The organism is Saccharopolyspora rhizosphaerae (assembly GCF_003931915.1).
GTDB lineage: Bacteria > Actinomycetota > Actinomycetes > Mycobacteriales > Pseudonocardiaceae > Saccharopolyspora > Saccharopolyspora rhizosphaerae.
In genome coordinates, this window is sequence record NZ_RSAA01000017.1 from 252887 (window position 1) to 265030 (window position 12144).

A 12144-nucleotide genomic window follows, 5' to 3' on the forward strand; every position below is an offset into this window, starting at 1 on the left:
GGAACCTCCCCCACCACGCCACACCTGGAGCGGTGCGGAGGTCCAGGAGCGGAATCCAGCACCGCCGGAGGACACAGCGGGCTCGCGACGGCAGCCGCTCCTCCAGGTGCGGGACTCACCTAGCACCGCCGCAGGTCCTGAGCGGCTTCGTGGCGACCACGCCAAGACGCCCCCGTGGTCGACGTGCTCGAGGAGCGGCGCACGGAGACCACGACCCGCTCAGGTTCTGCTCCCGCACCGCCCAGCAGAGCTAGCCAGAACACCCTCAGAGGTGCGCGAGCTGCTGGCGGAGGGTGTCCAGGCCCATGGCGCCCATCTTGAGGGCGTCGGTGTGGAAGGCCTTGACGTCGAAGTCCGCGCCGTGGCGCTGCTGGGCCTCGTCCCGCGCGGCGCGCCAGAGGCGTTCGCCGAGCTTGTAGGACGGGGCCTGGCCAGGCCAGCCCAGGTAGCGGTCGATCTCGTCGCGGACCTGCGCCGGATCGGTGATGGTCCGGCTGAGCATGAACTCCAGCCCGAGCTCCGGCGTCCACCTCTCCCCCTCGTGGAACCCGGTGCCGGCCGGGATCTCCAGCTCCAGGTGCATGCCGATGTCGACGACCACGCGCGCGGCGCGGAACAGCTGGTCGTTGAGCATGCCGAGCAGGTCGCCGTCGTCGGAGAGGTAGCCGAGCTCGCGCATCAGCCGTTCCGCGTAGAGCGCCCAGCCCTCACCGTGCCCGGAGACGAAGCAGACCAGCCGCTGGAACTTGTTGAGCCGCTCGGCTTCGTGCACCGAGGTCGCGATCTGCAGGTGGTGCCCCGGAACACCCTCGTGGTACACAGTGGACACTTCGCGCCAGGTCGGGAAGTCCTGCCGGTCAGCGGGGACCGACCACCACATCCGGCCCGGACGGGAGAAGTCGTCGGTGGGACCGGTGTAGTAAGCGCCGACTCCGCCGCCGGGCGGGGCGATCTTGCACTCCAGCTGCATCAGCCGATCGGGGATCTCGAAGTGCGTCCCGCGCAGGTCCGCCAGCGCCTGGTCGGACAGCCGCTGCATCCACCGCTCGAACTCCCGCTGGCCGTGCACCCGGTAGCGCTCGTCGGCGTCGAGCGCGGCAGCGGCCTCGGCCAGCGTCGCGCCCGGCTTGATCCGGTTCGCGACCTCCTTCATCTCCGCCTCGATGGCGGAGAACTCCTGCCAGCCCCACTCGTAGGCCTCGCGGAGGTCCAGCTTCGCGCCGGTGAAGAAGCGCGACCAGAGCCGGTAGCGCTCCTCGCCGACCGCGTCCTTCTCCGGGGCCTTGGGCAGCAGCTCGCCGCGCAGGAAGTCGGCCAGCCCGGCGTAAGCCTCGGCGGCCGACTCCGCGGCAGTCTCCAGCTCCCCGCGCAACGAGTCGTCGACGCTCTCGGCGCGCCCCACCATCTCGGCGAAGAACGACTCGCCACCGCTGCGCCCGGACCACGTGTCGCACTGCTCAGCGACCTTGCGGACCTGCCGCGCCGCCGCGACATCACCGTTGGCCGCCGCTTCGGTCAGCCCGGCGCGCAGCCCCAGCACCGCCTGCGGCATCGCCGAGAGCCGTCGGGCGATGGTCCGCCAGTCCTCGGCCGAACCGGTCGGCATGAGGTCGAAGACCTGGCGCAACTCCTGCGGCGGGCTGGCGATCACGTTGAGCGAGGACATGTCCGCGCCGATCTCGTGCAGTTCGAGGTCGAGCCCGACGCGCTCGGTGAACACCGCCTGGGCGACCCGCTCGGAGTCGTCGGTGGGTTCCGCCTCGCGCATCGCGGCCAGGCTCCTGGCGGCGAGGTCGGCGCGCGCCCGGTGCCCGTCCGGCGAGTAGTCGGTCAGTTCCTCGTCCCCACCGGGCAGGCCCAGGTAGGTGCTCGCAACAGGATCGAGCGCCGCCAGCTCGTCGACGAACCGGTCGCTGATCGCGTGTACGCCGTTGTGGTCAACTCCCATGCCGCCAACGCTAGCGCGCGCCGGGAAGCACCGACGCGGTCCGACGTGAAGCGGCCAACGCCGGGCGATCGCACGGACGGCGAACCTCCCGCTTCGGTGGCAACATCCTTCGGGTGGAGGGGAACGGATCGAGTCGAGCGCTGCGGCTGCTGCTGGTCATCGTGCTCTGCGCACTGCTCAGCGGTTGTCTGCACGTCAGGGCCGCGATGACCATTTCCGGTGAGGACACCGTGTCCGGCGAGGTGCTGGTGGCCACCGAAACCCCGGACGGCCAGGTGCCGTTCGAGCTGCGGCCGCCTCCCGAGTTCGCCGACCGCGTGCAGGTGCGGCCTTACGCGCAGGGCAAGCGGGTGGGCGCGAACCTGTCGTTCTCCGACCTCTCCTTGCAGGAGGTCGAGCGGCTCGCGTCCGCGATGAGCCCTGCGGACTCGCGCTTCTCGATGCGGTTGTACCGGACCGGCTCGCTGGTGGTCTTCGAGGGGTCGGCCGACCTGACACCGCTGGCGGACACCGACTCCGGCATCGAGCTGAAGATCAGCGCCCCCGGCGAGATCACCACCACCAACGGTGAGGAGAGCGCCGGCACCGTCACCTGGGTGCTGCAGCCCGGCGAGGTCACGGAGCCGTCGGCGACCTTCCAGTTCTCCGACGGCTCGGGTCTGGAGTGGATCGGGTGGGCGCTGCTGGTGGGTGCGGGCGCGGCCGCCGCGGCGGTGTGGGTCGGCACCCTGGCTCTGCGCAACCACCTCCGGACCCGTCCGGGAGCGCGCCTCTGACCCCGGGCTCCAGGAAGGACCACGACGATCACAGCCCTCCCCCGAACCCCGATCCGAGGCGGTCACCCTCCGGAGTCTTCCCAGCTACGGGGAGCGATGCCGTGGCCCCGTCCGAAGTCACCGGAACGCATCGCGCAGGATGGAGGTGTGCCTCCCATGTACTCGGCCACCATGCGGGCCCCCGGCGGCAACGCCGACTTCGAAGCCGATCTCCCCGGCCACGTCCAGCGGACGCTGGCGGCCTACCTGCAGTCCCGGCGCGACGAGGCGGCCGACCTCGATCCCGCCGTCGGGGCCGCGGTGGCCCAGCTCAACGACTTCGTGCTCGGTGGCGGCAAGCGGATCCGCCCGACCTTCGCCTGGTGGGGCTGGCGCGCCAGCGGCGGCGCTGCCGACGGTCCCGAAGCGGCCGCGATGCTGCAGGCGGCCAGCGCCCTGGAGCTGATCCAGACCTGCGCGCTGGTGCACGACGACCTCATCGACGAGTCCGACACCCGGCGCGGCAAGCCGACCATCCACCGGCGCTTCCAGCAGCAGCACCGCGACTCCGACTACACCGGTGACGACACCCAGTTCGGCATGGCCGCCGCCGTGCTGCTGGGCGACCTGGCGCTGGCCTGGGCCGACGACATGCTGCACAGCTCCGGCATCCCGGCCGAGGCGATGCTGCGCGCGCTGCGGCCGTGGCGCGCGATGCGCACCGAGGTGCTCTCCGGGCAGTACCTGGACGTGATGGGGCAGGTCGCCGTCGACGAGTCGCCTGAGGCCGCGCTGAAGATCTGCCAGCTCAAGGCCGCCTCCTACACCGTGCAGCGGCCGCTGGAGGTCGGGGCGGAGATCGCCGGAGCCGGCCCGGAGGCGCTGGCGGCGCTGCGCCGCTTCGGCTCCGACATCGGGGTGGCCTTCCAGCTGCGCGACGACCTGCTCGGCGTGTTCGGCGACCCGGCGGTCACCGGCAAGCCCGCCGGTGACGACCTGCGCGAGGGCAAGCGCACCGTGCTGGTCGCCGAAGCCGTCGCCGTCGCCCGCGCGCAGCAGGACCAGGCGGGCCTGGACCTGCTGCACGAGGTGCTGGGCGACCCGCAGCTCACCGAGGAGCGGGTCGAGGCGGCCCGCGAGGTGCTCACCGAGCTGGGCGCGGTCACCGCCGTGGAGAAGCGGATCACCGAGCTGACCGGATCGGCGATGCTCGCCCTGCACACCGCCGGGCTCGACGAACCCGCGGCGTCGCGGCTGGCCGAGCTGGCCATCGCGGTCACCGACCGCAGCTGCTGAGCCGATGCGTTCGGTCACCGGTCACGCCCACCACGTGGTGATCGTCGGTGCAGGGCTCGCGGGGCTGTCCGCGGCGCTGCACCTGGCCGGTGCCGGACGCCGGGTCACCGTCCTGGAGCGCGCCGAGGTGCCCGGCGGGCGGGCCGGGCGGACCGAGCTCGACGGGTACCGGATCGACACCGGCCCCACCGTGCTGACCATGCCCGAGCTGCTCGACGAAGCGCTGCACGCCGTCGGCACGTCGGTGCGCGAACGCCTCGACCTCCTCCCGCTGCACCCGGCCTACCAGGCGCGCTTCGCCGACGGCTCGGTGCTCGACGTGCACACCGACGCCGAGGCGATGGAGCAGGAGGTGCGGCGGCTGGCCGGTGCCCGCGAGGCCGAGGGGTACCGGCGGTTGCGGCGCTGGCTCACCCAGGTGCACGCGACCGAGATGCACCGCTTCATCGACGCCAACTTCGACTCCCCGCTCGACCTGGTCTCGCCCGAGCTCGCCAAGCTGGTGGCGCTGGGCGGTTTCGGCAGGCTCGGACCGGCGATCGGGCGGTTCCTGCGCGACGAGCGCTTGCAGCGGGTGTTCTCCTTCCAAGCGCTCTACGCGGGACTCGACCCGCGCCGCGCGCTGGCGCTGTACTCGGTGATCTCCTACATGGACACGGTCGGTGGCGTGTGGTTCCCACGCGGCGGCATGCACGCGGTCCCCACCGCGATGGCCCGAGCGGCGGCCGAAGCGGGCGTGGAGTTCCGCTACGGCACCGAGGTGACCGGCCTGGAACGCAGCGGCGACCGGATCAGCGCGGTGCTCACCGCCGAGGAGCGGCTCCCGGCCGACGCCGTGGTGCTGACCCCCGACCTGCCCGTGGTGCACCGGCTGCTGGGCACGCGCCCACGACGGCGCCTGCGCTGGTCCCCCTCGGCGGTGGTGCTGCACGCGGGCACCACGCGCAACTGGGGTCCCGCGCACCACACGATCTCCTTCGGCTCGGCGTGGCACGGCACCTTCACCGAGATCATCCGCGACGGCAAGCCCATGACGGACCCGTCGCTGCTGATCACCCGGCCGACCGCGAGCGACCCGTCGCTCGCCCCGGACGGCCGCGAGCTGCACTACGTGCTGGCGCCCTGCCCGAACCTGGAGACCGGGCCGCTCGACTGGGCCCGCGTCGGTCCGCGCTACCGCGACGAGCTGCTGGGCGTTCTCGAGGACCGGGGGTTCACCGGTTTCGGCTCCGCGATCGAGACGTCCGAGCTGGTCACACCGCTGGACTGGGCGGCGCAGGGGCACGCCGCGGGGACACCGTTCTCGGCCGCCCACACCTTCTCCCAGACGGGACCGTTCCGGCCGAAGAACCTGGTCCGCGGCGTGAGCAACGCCGTGCTCGCCGGCTCGGGCACCACGCCGGGCGTCGGCGTCCCGCCGGTGCTGATCTCCGGGAAGCTCGCCGCGCAGCGCGTCCTGGGCGGCACCCGCTCGGCGTGACCGGGCGGGCGCGCCCGGATGGCGCCGGAGGCGCGCTGTGGCGATGATGCTGGGCGGGGCTGATCACCGCTGCCCCGCAATGGCACCCAGTGATCGAGGAGATCCCATGTCCAAGCCGCCGCTGCCGCCCGACGCCGTCGAGCTGCTGCGCCGCGCCAACCCGTCCGTGATCTCAACGCTGCGTTCCGACGGGTCACCGGTCTCGACGCCCACCTGGTACCTGTGGGAGGACGACGGCCGGGTCCTGATCAACATGGACGCTGGCCGGGTTCGCCTGAAGCACGTCCGCCGCGACCCGCGGGTCTCGCTGAGCGTGCTCGCCTCCGACGACTGGTACACCCACGTGACCCTCGTGGGGCGGGTGACCGAGTTCAAGGACGACGAAGGCCTCGTCGACATCGACCGGCTCGCCCACCACTACCTCGGCAGCAAGTACCCGGACCGGGAACGCCCGCGGGTCAGCGCCTGGATCGAGGTCGACCGGTGGCACGGCTGGGGTGCGATGAAGGACAACGCCCAGCCAGGATGAGCACGCTCGTCCCAGGTGGAGCGCGCGGTCGCGCTCCACCTGGGACGGTCGTTCAGAAGCCCATCGCTTGGGCGCGGCGCTTGACCTCTCGGCCGCGGTCGCCGCGCAGGGCGTCTATCGGAGCGCCCGGGAGCGTGTCGTCCGGGGTGAACAACCAGCGAAGGATCTCGTCCTCGTGGTAGCCGGCGTCCCGGAGCAGGGTGATCGTGCCGGGCAAGCCCTTCACGATCTCGTCGTTGACGAAGAACGCTGCCGGCACACCCAGTTCCTTGTTCCGGCGCAGAGCGAGCAGTTGACCATCACGGATGAGTTGGTGCACCCGGGTGACGGACCGGCCGAGCTTCTCAGCCACGGCGGTCAGCGGAACGACCTCCACATCGGGAGCCAGCACGTCCGGGGCAGCAGGGATCGCAACCACGTCGAACACCTTGCCACATCGCACCCCGGTGTGCCGTGCACCGCACGGGTAAATTCGTTGATCAACACCACCGCCCGACCGAGCAGCGGTACCGTCGCGCATACCTGCCACAATCGGTGGTGGCAAGGAACCCGGGGAAATAGGCGAGCGATGACACCTGAGACACGGCAAGGACAAGGCAACAGCCTCGTCGGAGCCCTTCTCGAACGTCGCTACCGGGTCGACTCGGTCATCGCCCGCGGGGGCATGTCCACCGTCTACCGGGGCTTGGACACCCGCCTCGAGCGCCCGGTGGCGCTCAAGGTGATGGACGCCCGCTACTCCGGTGACCGCTCCTTCGTCGAGCGCTTCGAGCGCGAGGCCCGGGCTGCCGCGAAGCTGCACCACAACGACGTCGTCGCCGTCTACGACCAGGGTGTGGACCGCGAGGCCGACGGCGACCACGTGTTCCTCGTCATGGAGCTGGTCGAGGGCTGCACGCTGCGGGACCTCATCATCGACCGCGGTGGCAAGCTCCCGCTGGCGATGGCGCTGAGCGTGATGCAGCCGGTGCTGTCCGCGCTGGCCGCCGCGCACCGCGCCGGCATGGTGCACCGGGACGTCAAGCCGGAGAACGTGCTCATCGGCAACGACGGGTCGGTCAAGGTCGCCGACTTCGGCCTGGTCCGCGCGGCCGCGGAGGCCGGCACGACCAGCGGCAGCGTCATCCTCGGCACCGTGGCCTACCTCTCCCCCGAGCAGGTCACCACGGGCGCGGCCGACGCGCGCACCGACGTCTACGCCGCGGGCGTGGTGCTCTACGAGATGCTGACCGGCCGTCCGCCGTTCGTCGGCGACACGGCCATGTCGGTGGCCTACCAGCACGTCAACGACGACGTCCCGCCCCCAGCGCAGACCTCCCCCGAGGTCCCGCCCGAGCTCGACGCGCTGGTGGTGCGCGCCACCCGGCGCGAACCGGCGCAGCGGCCCGCCGACGCCGAGGCGTTCCTGGCCGAGCTCGAGCAGGTGCGCAGCGACCTCGGGATCGCCCCGGTCGCCGTGCCGGTGCCCGCCTCGGAGGCCCACACCGCTGTGATGCCGCCGGTGGCCGACCCGCCGACCGAGCAGTTCCCGACCGTGCGCGCGCAGCCGACGCGGGTGGAGCCCGCGCCGATGGCGCAGCAGCCGCGGCACCACACCCGCGCGCTGGCCCGCCCGGCCACCGACGAGCTCGACGCCCCGCCGCCTGGTGCGGGCATGGAGCCGCGTCGCAAGGGCCGCCGCAACGGTGCTCTGTGGGCGGTCGTCGTGCTGGTGCTGGCGGCGCTGGTGGGCGGCGCGGCGTTCTGGCTCGGCTTCGGCAACTACGTCGCCGTGCCCAAGCTCGTCGGCACCTCCGAGCAGCAGGCCGTCCAATCGCTGGAGAGCGCCGGGCTGTCCGCGAACGTGACCAAGGAGAACGACAACGACGTCCCGGAAGGGATCGTGCTCAGCTCGAACCCGGGCGAGGGTTCGCAGGTGCGCAGCGGTGGCTCGGTGGACCTCGTGGTCTCGCTCGGCAAGCCGGCGGTCCCGGAGATCTCCTCGGGCATGACGGTCGCCGAGGCGGAGAACCTGCTCCGCAACGCCAAGCTGCAGCCCCAGCAGAACTCCTCCTCGAGGCAGTACCACCGCACGGTGCCGGAGGGGCGCGTGATCAGCGTCGACCCCGCGCCGGGCACCCGGGTGGACCTCAACTCCGCGGTGACGCTGATCGTCAGCAAGGGCCCACCGCCGGTGCAGGTCCCGGACGTGCGCGGGATGAGCCGCGACGACGCCTTCACCACGCTCAGCAACGCCGGGTTCGAGCCCTACGACGCGGGCCAGCAGTTCGACGGCGATGTCGACGCCGGCAAGGTGGTCAGCACCAACCCGACGACCGGCACCGAGGTCAAGCTCGTCGGCAGGCCGCGCATCGGCGTGGTCGTGTCCAACGCGGTCCCGGTGCCCAGCCTCAACGGCATGAAGGTCACCGAGGCGCAGCAGCAGGTGGCCCAGCTCGGGTTGCAGCTGAACGTGCAGGCGCTGTTCCAACGCCAGGACATGGTGATCCTCGGCCAGTACCCGCTGCCGGGCAGCCGGGTGGAGCCCGGGTCCGCCCTCCACGTCACGGCGTTCTAGGGCAGCACCCGGAACCGTTCCGCACGGCGGTGGCAGCTGAGTCCCACGCCGGGAACAGCGGCCCGCCGCACGTGCTCGGGGCCTGGCGATCCCCGGGTCGGGTGTCAGCTCTCCGGCGGAAGATCTCCACCTGACCGTGTGATCCTGATCTCGCGTCCGAGTTGTAACGTTCATCCGGCATGTGGATCTACCTGCGCCGACCCGGGTCGAGAAGATCACCTGCGGTCGACCCTACGGCCCGTGATCTCGCCTGGTCAGGGCCGGAGGAGCCGGGGTTTGTGGAACTATTGGGAGCACAATGGCCCCGATTGCTCCCGTGGAGTCGGCACCTGAACGGTCCCAGCGGACCCCCACCCCGACAGCCGACGTGTTCACCCTCGGCGGACGTCACCCCGGACGTCCGCTGCCGCTGCGCACCATCGCGCTGGGCGCGATCGGTTCCCTCCTGCTGCTGACCGGCTCGATCGGTGCCGGCGGCACCTTGATCCACGACCCGGTCCTCGGCGGCGGACCGCTGTCGGTGCTGCGCTACGGCCACGGCCACGACGTCGCCGTCACCGTGCTCTACGTCGGGTTCGCGCTGCTGGTCTGGGCGTGGGTGCGGCTGGGCCGCGGCGTGATCGCCGAACTCGTCTCCGCGCGCGGTGTGCTGTGGGCGACGGCCGCGTGGCTGGCACCGATCCTCCTCGCGCCGCCGCTGTTCACCCGCGACGTCTACAGCTACCTCGGGCAAGGCCTGCTCGCGCTGAACGGCCTCGACCCCTACGGCGTGGGCCCGGCGGTGCTGACCGGCCCCATCCCGGAGAACGTCCACCCCACCTGGCAGACCACGCCCGCGCCCTACGGGCCGCTGTTCATCGGCGTGGCCAAGGGCGTGATCCTGCTGGCCGGGCACGACGTGATCGCCAGCGTCATCGTGATGCGGTTGGTGCTGCTCGGCGGCCTGGTGCTGCTGATCTGCGCGCTACCCGGCCTCGTCGAGCACCTGGGTGGGCGGCTGCCGGTCGCGCTGTGGCTGGTCGCGGCGAGCCCGATGACCGTGGTGCACCTGGTCGGCGGCCCGCACAACGACATGCTCATGATCGGGCTGCTCGCGACCGGGACGCTGGCCGTCTTGCGGGGCCGCACCGTGCTGGGCCTCGCGCTGGTGTCCGCGGCGATGGCGGTGAAGGCGACCGCCGGTCTCGCGCTGCCGTTCCTGGTGTGGATGTGGGCGGCGCAGCTCGAGGGCCCGCTGCTGCGCCGGTTCGTGCACGCGCTGGTGCCCGCGCTCGGCGTCTTCGCGGTGGTCTTCGGCTCCTGCACCGCGCTGGCGAAGGTCGGCTTCGGCTGGCTGTCAGCGCTGTCGGCCCCGGGCATGATCGTGAACTACCTGTCGGCCCCCACGGCGGTGGGGCAAGCCGCGCACACCCTGCTGTCGCTGTTCGGCGAGCGCAACATCTGGCCGATCGTGGGCACCACCCGCACGCTCGGGTCGATGCTGCTGGTCGCCCTGCTCGCCTGGCACTGGTGGCAGGCCCGTGACGGCGGCACCGAGGCCGTGCGGCGCGCGGCGATCGTGCTGTGCTGCGGCGCGCTGCTCTCCCCCGTGGTGCTGCCCTGGTACCTGACCTGGGGGCTCGCGCTCGGCTCGGCGTTCGCGTGGACTCCGCGCGCGCTGTCCTACGTGGTCGGAGCGTCGATCGCGCTGGTGCTGGCCTACTACCCCGACGGCGAGCAGGCCATGTACAACTGGCCGTTCGTCGCGGTGGGCATCGGCGCCGCCGTGCTGGGCGGGATCTCGCTGGTGCGGTTCGACCCGCTGGGGTTGAGCGGCCCGATCCGGGACTTCACACGCGATCTCCGCGAAGAACGGCTGATCAGCCGCTGAGCACGAGAACGGGCCCGGGAGCGCTCTCCCGGGCCCGTTCTCGTGTCGGACGAGAAGTCCTCAGCCGCGCAGCATCTCGGCGACCAGGAACGCCAGCTCCAGCGACTGCTGGGTGTTCAGGCGCGGGTCGCAGGCGGTCTCGTAGCGGCCGGAGAGGTCGGTGTCGGAGATCTCCTGGGCGCCGCCCAGGCACTCGGTGACGTCCTCACCGGTCAGCTCGATGTGGATGCCGCCCGGGTGGGTGCCGAGCCGGTTGTGCACCTCGAAGAAGCCCTGCACCTCGTCGACGACTCGGTCGAAGTGGCGGGTCTTGTACCCGGTGGTGGCCTCGTGGGTGTTGCCGTGCATGGGGTCGCACTGCCAGATCACCTGGTGCCCGGAGGCGGTGACCTTCTCCACGACGGCCGGCAGCACGTCGCGCACCTTGCCGTTGCCCATCCGGCTGATCAGCGTGAGGCGGCCCGGCTCGTTGTTCGGGTCCAGCCGCTCGACGTACTCCACGGCCTGCTCGGGCGTGGTCGTCGGGCCGATCTTGAGGCCGATCGGGTTCGAGATCTGCTCGGCGAAGGCGATGTGCGCCCCGTCGAGCTGGCGGGTGCGGTCACCGACCCACAGGAAGTGCCCGGACAGGTCGTAGAGCCGGGGCTGGTCACCGCTGGTGTCCAGCCGCAGCATGGCGCGCTCGTAGTCGAGCACCAGGGCCTCGTGGCTGGCGAAGAACTCCACCGAGTGCAGGCTCGTGTCGTCGACGCCGCAAGCGTGCATGAAGCGCAGGCCGCGGTCGATCTCGGCGGCGACGGACTCGTAGCGCTCCCCGGCCGGGGAGTTGAGCACGAAGTCCTTGTTCCAGTCGTGCACCTTGGTCAGCGCGGCCATCCCGGCGCTGGTCAGCGCGCGGGAGAGGTTCATCGCGGCGCTGGCGTTAGCGTAGGCGCGGATCAGCCGCGACGGGTCGTGCCGCCGGGCCTCCTCGGTGGCGACCAGGGAGTTGACCATGTCGCCGCGGTAGGACGGCAAGCCGAGGGCGTCGGTGTCGCTCGAGCGCGGCTTGGCGTACTGGCCGGCGATGCGCCCGACCTTGACCACCGGCATGCTCGCGCCGTAGGTGAGCACGACGGCCATCTGCAGCAGGGTCCGGATGTTGCCGCGGATGTGCGGCTCGGTGTTGTCCGCGAACGTCTCCGCGCAGTCACCCCCCTGCAGCAGGAACGCCTCGCCGCGCGCGACCGAGGCGAGGTGGTGACGCAGCTGGTCCACCTCGGAGGGCACGGTCACCGGCGGAACGCTCTCCAGCACCTTGCGCACGTTGCGGACCTCCTGGTCCGGCCACGTGGGCTGCTGAGCCGCGGGCCGCGCCAGGGCGTCGTCGAGACGCGCGCGCATCTCCGTCGGCAGCGGAGGCAACTCGGGCAGGTCATCTACGGGGACGTCGACGGTCCAGTTCACGCGCTCAAGAATAGGCGCTCGGTGCCACTCCTTTTCCGCCGGGAGCGCAGTCTCACACCGCTGGTGTGGTGACGACCTCACCGGTCGGCGTCGATTCAGATCTGCACCACCCCACCCACCCCGCGAAAGCCACCGGCCCGCCGAAAACCGGACGCTCCGCGCGCACCACCTCCCGGACCGACCGGTGCCCCTGACCTGTCGCGGACCGCGTGCAGCTCCCGAGCGCCCTCACCGCCCGGCACAGCGCGCCTGGTCGACGTGGT

9 protein-coding genes are annotated in these 12144 nt (G+C 71.8%); 6 read left to right on the forward strand and 3 right to left on the reverse strand.

The genetic code is table 11. The annotated features are described in order from the left end of the window. Nucleotides 1–265 precede the first annotated feature (265 nt). Nucleotides 266–1948, reverse strand: a complete 1683-nt coding sequence (locus EIL87_RS19310) for a DUF885 domain-containing protein (RefSeq protein WP_125091957.1) — start codon at nt 1946–1948, stop codon at nt 266–268. A gap of 113 nt (nt 1949–2061) precedes the next feature. Between EIL87_RS19310 and EIL87_RS19315 the strand changes: the two genes are divergently transcribed. The 4 genes from EIL87_RS19315 (at nt 2062) to EIL87_RS19330 (ending at nt 6008) form a co-directional block, all read left to right on the forward strand. Then, entirely contained in the window at nt 2062–2724 is a 663-nt protein-coding gene (locus EIL87_RS19315) for a DUF3153 domain-containing protein (RefSeq protein WP_125091958.1), read from the forward strand. 156 nt (nt 2725–2880) lie between these two features. After that, entirely contained in the window at nt 2881–3999 is a 1119-nt protein-coding gene (locus EIL87_RS19320; protein ID WP_233576378.1) for a polyprenyl synthetase family protein, read from the forward strand. A gap of 4 nt (nt 4000–4003) precedes the next feature. Then, on the forward strand, nt 4004–5479 hold the full coding sequence (gene crtI, locus EIL87_RS19325) for a phytoene desaturase family protein (protein ID WP_125091959.1): 1476 nt from the start codon (nt 4004–4006) through the stop codon (nt 5477–5479). A gap of 106 nt (nt 5480–5585) precedes the next feature. After that, complete coding sequence (locus EIL87_RS19330) at nt 5586–6008, forward strand: PPOX class F420-dependent oxidoreductase (RefSeq protein ID WP_125091960.1); 423 nt, start codon at nt 5586–5588, stop codon at nt 6006–6008. A gap of 52 nt (nt 6009–6060) precedes the next feature. Here EIL87_RS19330 and EIL87_RS19335 read toward each other — a convergent pair whose 3' ends face one another. Beyond that, nucleotides 6061–6426 carry an Rv2175c family DNA-binding protein gene (locus EIL87_RS19335; RefSeq protein WP_199740504.1) on the reverse strand — a complete coding sequence of 122 codons (366 nt, stop codon included), beginning with the start codon at nt 6424–6426 and terminating at the stop codon, nt 6061–6063. Nucleotides 6427–6576: 150 nt separating this feature from the next. Here EIL87_RS19335 and pknB point away from each other — a divergent pair, with 150 nt between their 5' ends. After that, on the forward strand, nt 6577–8565 hold the full coding sequence (gene pknB / locus EIL87_RS19340; RefSeq protein WP_125091961.1) for a Stk1 family PASTA domain-containing Ser/Thr kinase: 1989 nt from the start codon (nt 6577–6579) through the stop codon (nt 8563–8565). Between the two features lie 316 nt (nt 8566–8881). Next, nucleotides 8882–10435, forward strand: coding sequence for a polyprenol phosphomannose-dependent alpha 1,6 mannosyltransferase MptB (mptB, locus tag EIL87_RS19345; RefSeq protein ID WP_233576379.1), 1554 nt, complete (start codon nt 8882–8884; stop codon nt 10433–10435). 60 nt (nt 10436–10495) lie between these two features. Here mptB and EIL87_RS19350 read toward each other — a convergent pair whose 3' ends face one another. Continuing rightward, complete coding sequence (locus EIL87_RS19350; protein WP_125091962.1) at nt 10496–11881, reverse strand: class II 3-deoxy-7-phosphoheptulonate synthase; 1386 nt, start codon at nt 11879–11881, stop codon at nt 10496–10498. Between the last annotated feature and the right edge of the window lie 263 nt (nt 11882–12144).

What these genes read in the sequence shown, in the direction of transcription:
- EIL87_RS19310 (WP_125091957.1), bottom strand. Translation starts at nt 1,948, where the DNA reads ATGGGAGTTGACCACAACGGCGTACACGCGATCAGCGACCGGTTCGTC.
- crtI (WP_125091959.1), top strand. Translation starts at nt 4,004, where the DNA reads ATGCGTTCGGTCACCGGTCACGCCCACCACGTGGTGATCGTCGGTGCA.
- EIL87_RS19330 (WP_125091960.1), top strand. Translation starts at nt 5,586, where the DNA reads ATGTCCAAGCCGCCGCTGCCGCCCGACGCCGTCGAGCTGCTGCGCCGC.
- pknB (WP_125091961.1), top strand. Translation starts at nt 6,577, where the DNA reads ATGACACCTGAGACACGGCAAGGACAAGGCAACAGCCTCGTCGGAGCC.
- EIL87_RS19320 (WP_233576378.1), top strand. Translation starts at nt 2,881, where the DNA reads ATGTACTCGGCCACCATGCGGGCCCCCGGCGGCAACGCCGACTTCGAA.